Genomic DNA, 17098 nt, shown 5'->3' on the forward strand with positions numbered 1-17098 from the left:
TGCGACTACTAAATTTAACTTGCACTTAACAAAATCTTTTTTTGCAAAAGGCGTAGAGATACGTTCATAAAGAAGTCTAATAAAAAGAACTAATCTAAATCAATTCTATAAAATGAAATTAAAGAATTTATGCATTGTCTTCTTTTCGATCATCATGGGTCAGGCAATTGGGCAATCAGTGTCGGGAACCGTCACATCGAATGAAGGACCGTTACCAGGAGCTAATATTTTAGTTAAGGGTAAAGAATCGGGAGTGACTACCAATTTTGACGGTAATTATACGATTGAGAATATTAGTAATGGTGATATCTTAGTGTTTTCTTATCTAGGTTACAGAACTCAAGAAGTCATTTACTCTGGTCAGGTAGAAATTAATGTTTCTCTTGTAGAGGATTTGGTCACTTTAGATGAAATTGTGATTGTAAATTATGGTACTCAAAAAAATACATCGGTGTCTGTAGTAGATACTGAAGATTTAAGTGAATTTCCAACTGCAGATCTGGGTCAAGCACTTCAAGGAAGGGCGGCTGGTGTTAACATTACTAACGGTGGTTCTCCTGGTTCGCAAACTTTGATTCAGATAAGGGGTATTAATACATTTGGTGACGGTACGCCACTATTTGTGGTGGATGGTGTTTTTACTAACAGTATCAATAGTCTTGATTTGGCTAGTATAGAGAAAGTAGATGTCTTAAAAGACGCTGCATCACTAGCTGTTTATGGTTCTAGAGGTACAAATGGTGTAATATTAATTACGACTAAGAAAGGACGTGCAGGAAAAGTCTCTTTTAATCTCCAAGCATCAACCGGAATTCAGGAGTTTAATAGAAGATATGACTTGATGAATACTGAGCAATATATTCAATACCTCAGAGAGATCAACGCTTTGGTTGGACAGAATGGAGGTCCTGATTTTCCAATTGGAAGAGTAAATAGCGACCCTTTATTTGATGGGAATGGTATAGATACAGACTGGCAAGATGCTTATTTTCAGCAGGCTCCGATTTATAACATTAATGGTAATGTTAATGGTGGAAGTGAAAAAGCTAAGTATAATTTAGGTTTTTCAAGATTAGAACAAGATGGTGTATTTATTGAAACAGGCTTTTCTCGTACGACTTTCAATTTAAATACCGATGCTAGTGTTACCGATTGGTTGGATATAGGACAAACGTTGTCATTAGCACATAGCGAAACAGTATCACCAGAATTTGAAGGAGGTAGAGATCCTTTACAAAATATTATTGGTCAGGCGCCTTATGTGCCTGTAGTTGCCGAAAACGGTCTTTTTGGTGGTACGACTTCAGCAGATCTAAACGATTCGAGAAATCAGATAAGAGTTCAAGATAATCAGGATAATTTAACAAGGTTTACCTCTTTAATAGGTAGTGTTTATACCAAAATAAAAATAACAGATGGATTATCGTTCAGGTCACAATTTGGTATTGATGCCAATTTACTATTGCGTGATATTGAAATCCGAGCCTTTGAGGAAGACGGAGACAGATTTGCAAATCCAATTAACTTTATAAGAAAAGACAGGCAAACTGTATCGCAAACCGTTTTTACCAACACATTAGCATTTGACAAAACGTTTGATAAACATTCGATAAATGCTTCAGCTGCGGTGGAGCAAACCAAAATAAGATTGGAATCGGCTTCGATTTCAGATAATAATGAAATTTCTTCTGAAATTCCAGAGGCATTTTCACCAAATGCACGAGCAACTTCGTTTTCAGTTCCCGAAAATTTAAATTCTGTTGTTTTTATTGCGGGATATGAATATGATAATAGATATTCGGTAAGTGCCTCAGGTAGGCGCGACACATCATCAAGGTTTGCTCCGGAAAATGCTTCAGACTGGTTCTTATCAGGAGCTTTGGGCTGGAATGTCACTAATGAATCATTTTTTGATATTGAAGCAATTAATACCTTAAAGTTAAGAGCGAGTTATGGTGAGACAGGGAATAATAGAACGGGAAATGGTGCAACTAGCGTTAATCAATTCCTACCTGCACTTGGAGTTAATTTCCCTGTGTCAATTGGTGATGAGACATCTCCTGGAATTAGCCCAAATAATGCAGCTAACCCTAATCAAAGATGGGAGACACAAGTAAAGCAAAATTATGGTTTAAACTTAGGTCTATGGTATGATAAGGTTCAATTTAGTGTAGACTATTTTAGGAATAGAAGTGAAGACCTTTTGATTCCAGTAGAACTGCCACCTTCTGCTGGTGTTCCAGGAAATTCCCAGACTGGATCTACGGTAATAAGAAATGTTGGCGATGTTCTCGTTGATGGATTTGAGTTTACCTTGGGGTATAATGATTATGAAGGTGATTTTAAATGGAATTTTTGGGGGAATCTGACCACAGCTAGAAACGTGGTTGAAGGTTTGGGTGCTTCGGGTGAACCAATTGAAAGAGCAAGATTAAATCCTCCTTTTGCAGCACCTTTAAATAGACTGGCTGTAGGCGAGGCACCTTTCCACTTCTTTGGTTTGGTGGCAGATGGTGTTTTTTCAACGCAGCAGCAAATCGATAACGAATTACCTAATAACGCTAACGCAGCAGTACCTGTACAGCCTGGAGATGTAAGATATCGAGACCTTAATGGTGATGGACTCATTAGTTTAGAAGACAGGGCCGTTATTGGAGATCCTAATCCAGATTTTACTTATGCGATTAATTTAAGAGCAGAATACAAGGGCTGGGATTTCAATGTCCTATTTAATGGTGTACAGGGTGTAGATGCCTTTAACAGTAATATTTATTATTTAGAAGGTCTAGATAATGGACTGAATTATGGTACTAGAGTATTACGCAGATGGCAAAATCCTGGTGATATTACGGATGTTCCTAGATTTAGATTTGGATCAAACATCAATAATGAAATTTCCTCAAGATATATAGAAGACGCTTCGTATCTTAGATTAAGGAATGTTACGGTCGGGTATACTATACCGAGTAAATGGATCAATAAGTCTGGAAATGGATTTATAAAAAAGTTTAGGATTTATGTACAAGGTCAAAATTTGTTGACACTTACAAATTACACTGGTCTTGATCCTGAAATTGCGCCTTTTTATAATGCTCAAGGGCTTGTTGATGGTTTGGGCATTGATAGAAGTGCGCAACCAAGACCTATTACCGTTTTGAGCGGAATACAATTAGAATTTTAAATAAAAAGAATTGTTAAAATGAAAAAAGTCAGTAATTATATTTTAAAGTGTGCAGCAATATGTTCTTTGATATTGTTTGTAACATGTGACGAAGACGTACCAGTGGAAAACACAAACGCCTTAAACCCTGAGATTTTCTTTGAATCGCTAAGTCAAGTAGAAGCAGCTGTAAATGCTAGTTATAATCAGTTTCAAACTATATATCAGCGTGTAGGATATGTCTTTCCGGACGCTATGTCAGATGAGGTGGTGTCTAGTGGAGATCCCAATTTTGCACCTTACAATAGATTTGAATTCAATGCAACACTAGATAATATTGCTTTGTATTGGACGGCGTGTTTTAACGGTATCGGAGCATGTAATTTTGTTATAGGAAATGAGGAAAGAATGAGAGCAAATAGTGCTACTTCAAATTTTTCTAATGAAGATGTTGACAATGCCTTGGGTCAAGCTTATTTTCTGAGGGCACTTTATTATTATCATTTGGTCAAGCGTTTTGGTGGTGTACCATTAAAAGTAGATTTGACAACAGCACTTGATGATAAACCTAGGGCATCCGAAGATCAGGTTTATAATCAGATTATATCGGATTTGCAATTATCAACACAATTAACCTTGCCTAAAGGCATCACGGAAGTTGGTAGAGTTACAAAAGAAGCAGCTTATGGTCTGCTGGGTAAAATTTATCTACATAGAGAATTATATTCAGAGGCGCAACAAGCTTTTAGTAATGTTATAAATCATAACTTACTTCCTTTGGATCAGTATAGAGATAACTTTAGCGAATCGGGTGAGCACAACGATGAATCCATGTTTGAGGTTGGTTATAATGGTGAAGTAGGAACTGAAACAGAACGCTGGGCACAAACAGGTATTGGAACTTCTGAGGTAACGTTCCATTCTCAAGATTATACAGGATGGGCAAATGCAAGACCATCTTCAAAGATTATTGAAGAGTTTGAAGATGATGATCCTAGATTAGATATAGCTATTCTTATTGGTAGTGATAATTCTTATGGTCCTGGAGATGCATTTCAATTTCCTTGCCCTGGATGCGTTGGCGGACCAGTATGGTATAAGTTCTCTCAATTATATGACGAACAGAACGTATCGGAAAATAGTAGTGTCAATGTAAGAATACTTAGGTATGCAGATATTGTTTTGATGCAGTCAGAAGTTGAAATGAACTTAGGAAATAACACAGCTGCGGTAGACTTTTTGAATCAAATAAGAGATCGAGCAGAAATGCCGAGATATGGCACGGCTACTATGGATGCTAGAGGGTTTCCCGTAAATACATCAGATCAAATTTTTAAGGCCATTGTACATGAAAGATTTGTGGAGCTATGCGGCGAACAGGTGCGTTTTGATGATTTGGTAAGATGGAATCTAGATGATCAGGAATTGTCTATTTTTCCTGATGCAAACTTTAATAATCCAGATCCATCACTTCAGGTAATCAGGAACTATGATCCATCGGTCCATCGTGTAATGCCCATACCACAGAATGAGATTGATAGCAATACTCAAATTGGATCGGGTGATCAAAATCCTGGTTATTAGAATTGAGTTAGTTGGTTTATTTAAATGGGCGAAAATTTTCTTTTCGCTCATTTATTTTTTATTTTAAAAGTATTTATACGAGGACAACTAATAATTTAGCATATAATAAATATAACCTATGTTAAGAATTTTTTTTATACTCTTTTTTGTTGTAACATCTTTTGGTTGCGGAAATAACGATCATGACAAGGAAAGCAATCAAGAAACAAAAAGCACACAAAAACTTTTTACTAAACTGGCATCTAAGAATACTGGAATAACTTTTGAAAATAGTTTAATAGAGAACGATACCTTAAACTATTTTACCTATCCCTATATATACATGGGAGGAGGAATTTCTGCTGGAGATATAAATAATGATGGTTTAACTGACTTATTTTTCACTGGCAATATGGTAGAAAATAAACTCTATCTTAATGAAGGTAATTTAAAATTCAAGGATATTTCATTGGAATCCGGTCTTCTTGGTGACAAAAGATGGTATACGGGAACAACTATGGCAGATGTCAATGGAGATGGACTAATGGACATATATTGCCTAGTTGCTGGTCAGTCTGGAAATAAAAAGAACCAGCTCTTCATTAATCAAGGTAATAATACATTTAAAGAGCTTGCAGCTGACTATGGTTTGGATGATGCTGGAAATAGTGTTGATGCTACTTTTTTTGATTTTGATAAAGATGGAGATCTTGATGTGTATGTTGCAAATTATCCGATTACACCATTTGAATATAATAGCTATCATTATAAAATGCGAATGGATAGGGTAACCGATCTAGAAACAGATAATCTATATAGAAATGATGGTGGTCGATTTACGAAAATTACTGGACCTGCAGGTGTTAAACTATACAGTCTGTCTCTTAGTGTAACTGCTTCAGATTTAAATGAAGATGGTTGGACAGATCTTTATGTTTCCAATGACTTTGGTACACCAGACTGTCTTTATATCAATCAAAGAGATGGCACATTTAAGAACGAAATAAAGGACGCAACCGCGCATACGTCTTTTTACGGAATGGGTGTGGATATTGCAGATTTTAATAATGATGGGCACCTGGATATTGTACAAATGGATATGGATGCTGCGTCAAATCGTCGTTCTAAAGCTAATATGGCTAGTATGAACCCTGAACTCTTTGAAAATATTGAACGTGTAGGGTTTCAGTATCAGTTTATGCAAAATACACTACAAATTAATACAGGATTCAATTATCAAGGAATTCCAAAATTTAAGGATATTTCTCGTTTGGCTAGCGTGTCATCAACAGATTGGAGTTGGGCGCCTTTACTAGCAGATTTTAATAATGATGGTTACAAGGATCTATTCATATCTAATGGTACTCGAAGGGAAATCAATAACAAAGACTATTTTGAAGGTCTTAGAGGGGAAAAAAAGCATAAGGACAGTTTATTAAATAAAAGTCTGATGATACCTACTGAACCTATAGATAATTATATGTTTAAAAATAATGGTGATTTAACATTTTCAAAGAGTAATACGGATTGGGGAATTGAAGATAAAGGGTTTTCTAATGGTGCCGTTTATGTAGATTTAGATAATGATGGAGATTTGGAGCTAGTGACAAACAATATAGACAATCAAGCCTCTGTATTCGAAAATCACAGTTCAGACATGAACAATTATATCACAATTGCCTTTAAAGGAGATTCAAAAAATAGAAATGGGATAGGCTCGAAATTGCATCTGTTTCACAATAGCAAGCATCAAGTTCAAGAAGTTTCACTGAGTCGTGGCTTTCAATCTTCTGTAGCCCCAAAACTTCATTTTGGATTGGGTAAAGATGAAGTTATTGATAGCCTTATGGTGATATGGCCCAATCAAAAAGTACAAAAACTAGCTAATGTTGAGGTCAATAAACACCTAGTTTTAGATTTTAAACTGGCCGATGATAATTTTAAACAGCTTACGGTTTCGAGTGAACTGTTCGAAAGTTATACAGATACTTTAGCGCTTTACAAGCATAAGGAAAATATCTACGATGACTTTAAAAAAGAAATTCTTTTGCCTCACAAAACATCTCAATTTGGTCCAGGCCTATCTGTAGGTGATTTAAATGGAGATGGTCTAGAAGACTTTTACATTGGTGCGGCATCAAAATATCCAGGTGGAATGTTTTTCCAAAAATCCGATGGTTCATTTGAGCAACAAAAACTAAAAATTTTATTAGAGGACAGAAAACACGAAGATATTGGTTCTCTCATTTTTGATGCGGATAATGATGGTGATAACGACCTTTACATAGTGAGCGGTGGTAATGAGTTTAAAAGTGGATCATCAATGCTAAAAGATAGGCTATATATAAATCAAGGAAACGGTAAGTTTATAAAGAGTAATGATGCCTTACCATCCATATCTGAGAGCGGAAGTAGGGTTTATGCTTGTGATTTTGATAAGGATGGCGATCAAGATTTATTTGTAGGTGGAAGACTCATTCCTGGTAATTATCCTTATCCTGCTTCTAGTTATATTCTAGAGAATGTGAGTGAGACAGGTGTTCCCAAATTTATAAATGCAACACGAAATGTAGCGCCAGATTTCAATAGATTGGGATTGGTAACCGCTGCGCAATGGCTAGACTATGATAAAGATGGATGGGAAGATCTTGCTATTACAGGAGAATGGATGGAGGTCAGAATCTTTAAGAATAATAAAGGGTCAAACTTTAAGGAGGTGACCAAGGAACTTGGTTTAGACAATACTATGGGCTGGTGGTTCAGCCTTAAGGCTAGCGATATTGATAATGATGGCGATATAGATCTTATTGCAGGTAATTTAGGTGAGAATTATAAGTATAAGGCTACTGAAAATGAAACCTTTGATGTTTTTTTGAATGATTTTGATGGCAATAGAACTAACGACATAGTGTTAAGCTATTACAATGAAGGTAAGCAGTATCCGGTAAGAGGAAGAGAGTGTTCATCACAACAAATGCCATCAATCAAAAAGAAATTTAAGAGTTATAATGATTTCTCAGAGGCTACCTTAGTTGATGTATATGACGAGAAAAAACTTGAAAGTGGAATACATTATCAAGTATCTTCTTTTAAAAGTGCTGTATTTCTTTATGAGAATGGCAAATTTGCAAGAACTGATTTGCCACTAAAAGCTCAAATGGCTCCAACAAATCAGATTTTAATTGATGATTTTGATTTGGATGGTGTAAAAGATATGGTTCTTGGAGGTAATCTCTATGCGTCAGAAGTCGAAACACCTAGAGCGGATGCAGGTTATGGTACGTTTTTAAGAGGGTTAAAAAATTCAACTTTTAAAGTAATAAATCCTGAGGAAACAGGACTTTTTATGGATGGAGATGTCAAAGACTTAGCAATTATAACTGTACAGGGCAAGCCATATATACTAGTAGCTAAAAATAACGACTTTTTAAAATTTATTGCTGTAAAGAAAGGTTAGTGTATTGAGATATGCTCTTTAATTAGAAAGGACGTGGTTAAACGTCCTTTTCTTGTATTTCAAGATAACATTTAACTAATGTTATTAATCATAAGCTTCTATTACTGCATCAGCTATTTCACCAAATGGCCAAGTCATATTTTGTCTGTTAAATACAGCTAACCCGTCATTTGATACACTACTATTACCATTATCCCACCAAACACTTGCTATACCTCTTGCTGCTGCCGCTTGGGCATAATACGTTGCATGCTCTAAGCGGTCAGAAAGGTTATTCTGATTTCCAGAGCTCCATTCACCCAAAACAACGGCCTTACCATTATCAATAAACTTAGTTTTTATTTTATTCATTTCTGAATCTAATTGAGATTTATCACTATCTGTGCCCCAAGTACTATCAGTACCACCTAATGTAAAAGGAAAAGGGAAATAGGAATGAAGTGAGATAATTGTTTTATTATCATTATTTGGTATAACTAATGCATCAAGTACGTGAGGTAATGTACTAGCTGCATAAGTAGAAATCATAATATGTCTAGAGGTGTTATTTCCTCCTGTAGCTCTTATGGCATCTAAACTAGTCTTATGGTATTGATTTACCATATCTCTTCCCTCAGCAGTTCCACCTATCCATTCTTCTGGTGTATTTTCGTATCGAGGTTCGTTAAGCGTTTCAAAAATAACATAATCACTATAATTCTTGAATCTATTTGCAATTTGTGTCCATAATTTAGAAAGCCTATTCTTTACCGCATCTCCATTTTCATATGTAGGTATTATCCAGGTATCATCATGATGTACATTTACGATAACATACATATTATTAGCTCTAACATAATTGACAACTTCTTCAACACGATCTAACCAAGCCTCTTCAACAATATAATTAGGTCCTAGACCTTGATGAAAGCGCCAAGTTATAGGAACTCTAATAGTATTGAATCCTCTATCGGAAATTTCATCAATTAAAGCCCTTGTCGTTACTGGATTTCCCCAGTCTGTTTCATTTGGTCCTTCAACATCAAGACTATTTCCTAAATTCCAACCTGCTTTCATTTCGGCAACTATGTCAAACGATGACATATTTCTCATTTCACCATCATCAAATTCGCTTGCGAAATCATCACCGTCATCACCCGGATTTTCATGTTGTTGTACCATGGTTATCTTCATTGTGGGCTTCTCACAAGAAATTGTAAGAGTTAATGCAGTGACTAATAAATATAAATAAGGTCTCATAGCTTTTAATAATTTTTATTTCAAAATTAGCTAAATAAAGCTCTAGGTTGTTATTCGTAATGATGTAAAAGCTAAAAGAAATGTAGCATCTGTTAATGTTTAAATGTCATATCCAGCACATAATTTGAAATCAACTTGATAAAAGGAAATAGCATCTGCCGCAAATGATAGAGTTTCCAATGCCTGTTGAAAAGATGAATTTAGGTCGTTTTTTAAGTCTCAATTTCATTGGGCTCTTAATTAATATTGTTTTTAAACCTATCCTATTTGTAATACGCATCATTTGTGTTATAAGTTGCGTTATTTGTATTAGGGGTAATTTTGATTTACGACTAGTTTTATGCTTTAGATAATAGCAACTAAAACTAAAGTTTATGATTAAAAAATTACTCCTTTGTATATCACTAATTACTAGTGGTTATCTTGTTAATGCGCAGAGCTTAACAAATCTTGTTTTTGAAACAGAAATAGCGCCTTCAGCTACTACACTAGATATAACTTTCGACTATGTAGGTATTTCAACTGGAGATGTTTTTGAATGGCAATTGTTCCTTGCACTTCCGGATGGAAGTCCAGATTGGGGATCAGGACGCAATATAGCTTATGAAGGGAATATTGTACCAACTGCTGTTGGTTCAGGAACGCAAACAGTAACACTGAATGTATTCAATACTCCTGTGAATGGTGAAGTTTTTACCTGGGTTGGTAAAATTACACTAGCTTCAGATGGATCAGATACAGGTTTTAACAATACGGGTAATCTCGTTACTATTTCAGATGCGCTAAGCACAACAGAATATTTTCGAAGTGATACAATTTCTTTTTACCCTAATCCAGTAGAAAATGAGTTAAATATTGAGAATAGTGGCTCGGAAATTAGATCTATTTCAATTTTAGATATCGCAGGAAAAGTGGTAATTCAAAATATGAATTTTATGGAAACTATTGATGTTTCGAATTTGAAACAAGGTTTTTATTTTTTAAGAACTAATGATAGAAGAACATTAAAGTTTTTGAAGAAATAATAAGACATTTTTTAAATAACGCAACTTCACAAACTAAACTATAACTTAGTAGCGTGAATTTGTGTTTGAAATTTAGATAAGAATAGTGTATCATTTAGGGTTGGATATAGGGAGTTCATCAGTTAAAGTCGCCATAGTGAATGCAATGACTGGAGAAAATATATTGACACTTCATGAGCCTCAAAATGAAATGGAAATTTTGTCTTTGAGCAAAGATTGGGCAGAACAAGACCCTGATATGTGGTGGAAATATGTTTGTTCCGCTATAAAACGAGTTATTGATGAAGCAAGTATAGAGGCTTCTAAAATCAAGAGAATAGGCATTTCTTATCAAATGCATGGTTTGGTTGTCGTGGATAAAGATGGAGTTCCATTGCGAAACTCTATTATTTGGTGTGATAGTCGTGCTGTAGATATAGGGAGTAAGGCATTTTATGAGATTGGTAAAGATAGATGTACGGAACATTTATTGAATTCTCCAGGAAATTTTACCGCTTCAAAGCTAAAATGGGTAAGAGATAATGAACCAGAAGTTTATAAAAAGATTTACAAATATATGTTGCCAGGCGATTATATTGCCTACCGCTTAAGTGGTGACATATGTACCACAAAGAATGGACTTTCCGAAGGTGTTTTATGGGATTATAAAAATGATATAATAGCGGATTGGTTATTGGAATACTACGGCATCGATACAAACTTAACGCCAAGAGTTGTTGATAATTTCTCTAATCAGGGTAAAGTGAATATAAAAGGAGCCAAAGAAACAGGTTTGCCAATTGGTGCTGCGATTACCTATCGAGCAGGTGACCAGCCAAATAATGCATTGTCGTTAAATATTTTCAAACCAGGAGAAGTCGCTGCAACTGGTGGAACTTCTGGTGTTTTATATGCAATTTCAGATAGTTTGAAATCTAAAGAGACCTCAAGAATCAACAATTTTGTGCATGTTAATTACACCAATAAGAACCCAGCTTTAGGTAAACTATTATGTATCAATGGTGCTGGTATTCAGTATAGTTGGTTAAGAAGTCTAAGCGATAATATAACTTATGAAGATATGAATAGAAAAGCAGCCGAAATCCCTGTAGGCTCGGATGGTGTTATTGTTATTCCTTTTGGTAATGGTGCTGAACGCATGTTGAATAATAAAAATGTTGGAACACATTTTTGCAATCTTAATTTTAACCTACATAATAATTCGCATTTATATCGGGCAGCTTTAGAGGGTGTGGCTTTTTCTTTTGTTTATGGAATGGAGATTTTAAAAAATGATAGCACTGAAATAAAGGTTATTAGAGCAGGTAATGACAATCTTTTCCGTTCAGAGATTTTTTCAAATACTGTAGCAACATTGATTAACCATGAGATTGAAATATATAACACCACTGGAGCAGTTGGCGCAGCCAGAGCTGCAGGACTAGTAGATGGAAATTTTGAGAGGTTTGGAGAAAATATTACAAAAAATGATCATGTTATGACTTATAGACCACTGCATAAAAAGCAACCTTATCAAGAGGCTTATAAAAAATGGAAAAGCGAATTAGACATAAGATTAAAATATCAATAAATGGCAGATAAAACTTATTTTAAAGGAATAGGAAATATAAAGTTTGAAGGGAAGGAATCAGACAATCCACTAGCATTTAAATATTATAATCCAGAGCAGATAGTGGCTGGTAAAACCATGCGGGAACATTTTAAATTTGCTGTAGCCTATTGGCATACGTTCTGCGGACAAGGTAGTGATCCTTTTGGTCCTGGAACTCAAAATTTTGAATGGGACCAAGCGTCAGATCCAGTTCAAGCGGCTAAGGATAAAGCAGATGCCGCTTTTGAATTTATTGGTAAAATGGGATTCGATTATTTCTGTTTCCATGATTACGATTTAATCAAAGAGGCGCCAACATTTACTGAATCCGAAAAAAGATTAGCGACTATTGTTGCTTACATTAAGGAGAAAAAAGCCGAAACGGATATCAAACTGCTTTGGGGAACTGCAAATTGTTTTTCAAACCCACGTTATATGAATGGTGCCGCTACCAATCCAGATTTTAATGTTGTCGCCAGAGCTGGAGGACAAATAAAGCTGGCTTTAGATGCAACTATAGCTTTAGATGGTGAAAACTATGTATTTTGGGGAGGACGTGAAGGATATATGTCACTTCTAAATACTGATATGGGACGTGAATTAGATCATATGGGACAATTCCTTACTATGGCTAGAGATTATGCGCGAGCACAGGGTTTTAAAGGTGCATTTTTCATCGAGCCAAAACCAATGGAGCCCATGAAGCATCAATACGATTTTGATTGTGCTACTGCCATAGGATTTTTAAAAGAATATGGTTTGGACAATGATTTTAAAATGAATATAGAAGTCAATCATGCTACTTTAGCACAACACACCATGCAGCATGAATTAGCAGTAGCGGCAAAAGCAGGAATGTTAGGTAGTATTGATGCGAATAGAGGAGATTACCAAAATGGCTGGGATACTGATCAATTTCCAAACAACATTCAAGAAACTACTGAAGCCATGTTAATCTTTCTAAAGGCTGGAGGACTCCAAGGCGGTGGTGTTAACTTTGATGCTAAAATAAGACGAAATTCAACAGATATGGAAGATGTATTCCACGCACACATTGGTGGAGCAGATACATTTGCCAGAGCCTTAATTACCGCAGATAAAATAATACAATCTTCAGCTTATGACAAATTAAGGCAAGCGCGCTATAGTTCTTTTGATTCTGATAAAGGCAAAGATTTTGAAGCAGGAAAGCTAAGTTTAAAAGACCTGTATGAAATCGCCCAAGATAATGGTGAGTTAGAGCTTAGAAGTGGTAAGCAAGAGTTATTTGAAAATATAATCAATCAATACATTTAACATATTAAGGCAATTAACAACGCATAAATTATGGCAAAAGCAGAAAAGTCGGGTTATTTATTAAAATTAACATTAGTGGCCACATTGGGTGGTCTGCTTTTTGGTTATGATACGGGTGTAATTTCTGGAACCGTAGGTTCATTAGAAAGTTACTTTGTATTGCCAAAAGGATTAAGTGAAAATGCTGCAAATGCCTTCAAGGGTTTTTTAGTGTCTAGTGCTTTAATTGGCTGCATTATTGGAGGAGCTTTGAGTGGATTGGTTAGTAAGATATTAGGTCGTAAAAAAGGGCTGATCTTAGCAGGATGTTTATTTTTAATATCGGCATTAGGTTCGGCGATGCCAGAAATGCTCATTAAACCAATTGGTGAATTAGATCACACCTTTTCTACAATTTTTATTTTCTACAGAATTTTAGGTGGTATTGGTGTAGGACTAGCATCTATGTTGTCACCGTTATACATTGCGGAAATTGCACCTGCTAAAATTAGAGGACGATTGGTATCCTACAATCAATTGGCCATTGTGGCTGGTTTTATGGTGGTTTATTTTGTAAACTATTTTATATCCAAAGGAGGTGGATCTGATGCTTGGTTAAATGAAGTGGGCTGGAGATGGATGTTTGCCTCAGAAGTAATTCCTGTTGGTATCTTTTTACTGCTATTGTTTTCCGTTCCAGATACGCCAAGATCTTTAATGCTAAGAGGAAAAGAAGAAGAGGCGCTTCAAGTATTAACAGATATTAATGGGGAAGAAGAGGCTAGCACGATTTTAACAGATATAAAAAGTAGTGTCGTTCAGAGTTCAGGTAAATTATTGTCTTTTGGGTGGCTAATTATTATAATTGGTATCACACTATCAATTTTTCAGCAGTTTGTTGGGATCAATGTTGTACTGTATTATGCGCCCGAGATTTTCAAAAAAATGGATATGAGTACTAATGCGTCACTTTTATTTACAATTATTGTTGGAATTGCTAATTTCTTATTCACCATAATTGCTATAAAAACTGTAGACAAACACGGGAGAAAACCGCTGATGATTATTGGTGCATTGGGTATGGCAGTCGCCATGTTTGCTTTAGGATTTGTGTTCTTTACAGAAGCAACGGGTTATCTAGCTTTAGGTTGTATGATGCTTTATGTAGCAAGCTTTGCATTAAGTTGGGGGCCCGTGACGTGGGTCTTGTTATCAGAAATATTTCCGAATAAAATAAGAGGTAGAGCGATGGCCATAGCTGTTGCTGCACAATGGATAGCAAACTATTTAGTATCATTGACTTTCCCGATGATGGATGACAATACCTATTTAACAGAACAATTTAACCATGGTTTTGCCTATTGGATTTATGGTGTAATGAGTTTGTTGGCTATGTTTTTTGTGATGAAATTAGTGCCGGAAACAAAAGGAAAAACGTTAGAAGAGATGGAAAATCTCTGGAAAAAATAATAAATTTAAAATAGTAACATGAATAAGTTTTTAAAACAAAGTTTCAATCTTACAGTTGTCTTTTTTGTAACTGTAAGTTGTGCGCAATCGAAAATGCACCTAGATAAAGACAAAGCTATAGAAGAACGCATCACACTTTTGATGGATCAAATGACCCTCGATGAAAAAGTAGGCCAAATGAATCAGTACAATGGTTCATGGGATTTTACTGGTCCATTGCCAGAATCTGGATCTGAAGAAGAAAAATATGAGCATATTAAGAAAGGGTGGGTTGGATCCATGCTAAGTGTGCGTGGCACAGACAAAGTCCGAGCAGTACAAAAGATCGCTGTTGAGGAGACGCGACTAGGTATACCTATCATCTTTGGTTTTGATGTGATTCATGGCTATAAAACACTAAGTCCAATTCCACTTGCAGAAGCTGCTAGTTGGGATTTAGACGCAATAAAAAATTCGGCACGAGTAGCCGCTGATGAAGCGACTGCTGCTGGTCTCAATTGGACATTCGGTCCAAACGTTGACATTTCTAACGATGCCAGGTGGGGAAGAATTATGGAGGGTGCAGGTGAAGATACCTATTTAGGTGTTAAAGTCGCCAAAGCACGTGTTACCGGTTTCCAAGGGACAGATTTAAGTGCTAATAATACCATTGCATCTTGTGCAAAACATTTTGCCGCTTATGGCTTTGCCGAAGCTGGTTTAGAATACAATAGTGCAGAGATGGGTACTTCAAAATTATATAATGTGGTACTTCCACCTTTTAAAGCTGCTGTAGATGCTGGAGTTCGTACATTTATGAATTCTTTTAATACCTTGAATGGTGTGCCAGCAACTGGAGATACGTTTTTACAGCGAGATATTTTGAAAGGTGCTTGGAATTTTAATGGTTATGTGGTTTCAGACTGGGCTTCAATTCGTGAAATGGTAGTCCATGGTTATGCGGCAGATGGTGCTGATGCTTCAGCAAAAGCTGTTACTGCAGGGTCTGATATGGATATGGAATCGCATTTGTATGTAAAAGAGTTGGTTAAACTGGTTGAAGATGGAACTGTGGATGAAAAATTGATTGACGATGCTGTAAGACGAATTCTTCGCGTAAAGTTTGAACTAGGCTTGTTTGACGATCCCTACAAGTACTGTGACGCAGAACGGGAAAAATCCGTTACTGGTAGTGAAGCGATGAATGATGCTGTACTAGACATGGCTAAGAAGTCTATCGTATTACTCAAAAATGATGGCAACATATTGCCACTTAAAAAATCAGGTCAGAGAATAGCACTTATAGGTGCTTTAGCAGCGGATAAAAACAGTCCACTAGGAAGTTGGAGAATTGCTGCAGACGATAATACGGCTGTTTCAGTTCTAGAGGGTATGCAGGAGTATAAGGGCAATACACTTGTCTACGAAAAAGGTACTGATGTTTCTTTAGGTCAGCAATTATTTGTTCAAGAGGTGAAAATAAATTCAGAGGATTATTCTGGTTTTGATGCTGCTAAGAAAGCTGCTAGTGAAGCAGATGTTGTTGTAATGGTTCTCGGGGAAGTAGGCTTTCAAAGTGGTGAAGCAAGAAGCAGAACAGAATTGGGTTTACCTGGTAACCAGCAGGAACTATTAGAAGCGGTATTCGAAATAAACAAAAACGTTGTTTTAGTTTTAAATAATGGTCGTCCGTTAGCATTGCCTTGGGCAGCTGAAAATGTTCCGGCTATTGTTGAAGCTTGGCAATTGGGTACGCAAACAGGAAATGCCGTAGCACAAATTTTATATGGTGATTATAACCCGAGTGGAAAATTGCCAGTGTCATTCCCAAGAAGCGTGGGGCAGTGTCCAATTTATTACAATCATTTAAGAACGGGTAGGCCAGTCAATAGTCAAGATAATGTGTTCTGGTCGCATTATATTGACTCCCAAAAAACACCTTTATATCCGTTTGGCTACGGATTGAGTTATACTAGCTTCAAATATGAAAACTTAAAACTAAATAAATCGCAATACACCAAAGGTGAAACCATAGAGCTAAGTGTCGAGGTTACTAATACAGGAAATTTAGATGGAAAAGAAGTTGTACAGCTATATATCAATGATCCTGTGGCAAGCATTGTAAGGCCAGTTAAAGAACTCAAAGGTTTTGAATTAGTAGAATTGAAAAAAGGAGAAACTAAAACAGTGAAATTTACATTAACTGATGCCGAGCTTGGTTTTTATAATAATAATGGAGATTATTTAGTTGAAGCCGGTAAATTCAATGTCATGATTGGAGGACAATCAGACAAAGGATTAACTGGTCAATTTGAAATTGAGTAATTATCATAACCCAA

At 36.0% G+C, this 17098-nt stretch carries 9 protein-coding genes; 8 read left to right on the forward strand and 1 reads right to left on the reverse strand.

The annotated features are described in order from the left end of the window. The first annotated feature begins 112 nt into the window (after nucleotides 1-112). The 3 genes from H7F21_RS10625 (at nucleotide 113) to H7F21_RS10635 (ending at nucleotide 8180) form a co-directional block, all read left to right on the forward strand. The gene (locus H7F21_RS10625; protein WP_185789270.1) at nucleotides 113-3181 is read left to right on the forward strand and encodes a SusC/RagA family TonB-linked outer membrane protein; all 3069 of its coding nucleotides are present in this window, start codon (nucleotides 113-115) and stop codon (nucleotides 3179-3181) included. Between the two features lie 18 nt (nucleotides 3182-3199). Beyond that, nucleotides 3200-4744 carry a RagB/SusD family nutrient uptake outer membrane protein gene (locus H7F21_RS10630; protein ID WP_185789271.1) on the forward strand — a complete coding sequence of 515 codons (1545 nt, stop codon included), beginning with the start codon at nucleotides 3200-3202 and terminating at the stop codon, nucleotides 4742-4744. 118 nt (nucleotides 4745-4862) lie between these two features. Then, nucleotides 4863-8180, forward strand: coding sequence for a CRTAC1 family protein (locus H7F21_RS10635; protein WP_185789272.1), 3318 nt, complete (start codon nucleotides 4863-4865; stop codon nucleotides 8178-8180). Nucleotides 8181-8264: 84 nt separating this feature from the next. On the opposite strand, the gene H7F21_RS10640 is transcribed toward H7F21_RS10635, so the two are convergent. Further along, nucleotides 8265-9419: a glycoside hydrolase family 5 protein gene (locus tag H7F21_RS10640; RefSeq protein WP_185789273.1), complete on the reverse strand. Its 1155-nt coding sequence runs from the start codon at nucleotides 9417-9419 to the stop codon at nucleotides 8265-8267. A gap of 374 nt (nucleotides 9420-9793) precedes the next feature. On the opposite strand from H7F21_RS10640, the gene H7F21_RS10645 reads away from it, so the two are divergent. From H7F21_RS10645 to bglX, 5 genes are all read left to right on the forward strand, one after another. Further along, nucleotides 9794-10444 (forward strand): T9SS type A sorting domain-containing protein, encoded by a 651-nt coding sequence (locus H7F21_RS10645; RefSeq protein WP_185789274.1) that lies wholly within the window; start codon nucleotides 9794-9796, stop codon nucleotides 10442-10444. Between the two features lie 85 nt (nucleotides 10445-10529). Next, nucleotides 10530-12014, forward strand: coding sequence for an FGGY family carbohydrate kinase (locus H7F21_RS10650; RefSeq protein ID WP_185789275.1), 1485 nt, complete (start codon nucleotides 10530-10532; stop codon nucleotides 12012-12014). After that, on the forward strand, nucleotides 12015-13331 hold the full coding sequence (xylA, locus tag H7F21_RS10655) for a xylose isomerase (RefSeq protein WP_185789276.1): 1317 nt from the start codon (nucleotides 12015-12017) through the stop codon (nucleotides 13329-13331). Between the two features lie 30 nt (nucleotides 13332-13361). Next, complete coding sequence (gene xylE, locus H7F21_RS10660) at nucleotides 13362-14780, forward strand: D-xylose transporter XylE (protein WP_185789277.1); 1419 nt, start codon at nucleotides 13362-13364, stop codon at nucleotides 14778-14780. Between the two features lie 18 nt (nucleotides 14781-14798). Then, nucleotides 14799-17084 carry a beta-glucosidase BglX gene (gene bglX, locus H7F21_RS10665; protein WP_185789278.1) on the forward strand — a complete coding sequence of 762 codons (2286 nt, stop codon included), beginning with the start codon at nucleotides 14799-14801 and terminating at the stop codon, nucleotides 17082-17084. Nucleotides 17085-17098 lie beyond the last annotated feature (14 nt).

The sequence above is a fragment of the Winogradskyella flava genome, from assembly GCF_014243395.1.
GTDB lineage: Bacteria > Bacteroidota > Bacteroidia > Flavobacteriales > Flavobacteriaceae > Winogradskyella > Winogradskyella flava.

Coding starts and splice junctions, on each gene's coding strand:
- H7F21_RS10625 (WP_185789270.1), top strand. CDS start 113: ATGAAATTAAAGAATTTATGCATTGTCTTCTTTTCGATCATCATGGGT.
- H7F21_RS10630 (WP_185789271.1), top strand. CDS start 3,200: ATGAAAAAAGTCAGTAATTATATTTTAAAGTGTGCAGCAATATGTTCT.
- H7F21_RS10635 (WP_185789272.1), top strand. CDS start 4,863: ATGTTAAGAATTTTTTTTATACTCTTTTTTGTTGTAACATCTTTTGGT.
- H7F21_RS10640 (WP_185789273.1), bottom strand. CDS start 9,419: ATGAGACCTTATTTATATTTATTAGTCACTGCATTAACTCTTACAATT.
- H7F21_RS10645 (WP_185789274.1), top strand. CDS start 9,794: ATGATTAAAAAATTACTCCTTTGTATATCACTAATTACTAGTGGTTAT.
- xylA (WP_185789276.1), top strand. CDS start 12,015: ATGGCAGATAAAACTTATTTTAAAGGAATAGGAAATATAAAGTTTGAA.
- xylE (WP_185789277.1), top strand. CDS start 13,362: ATGGCAAAAGCAGAAAAGTCGGGTTATTTATTAAAATTAACATTAGTG.
- bglX (WP_185789278.1), top strand. CDS start 14,799: ATGAATAAGTTTTTAAAACAAAGTTTCAATCTTACAGTTGTCTTTTTT.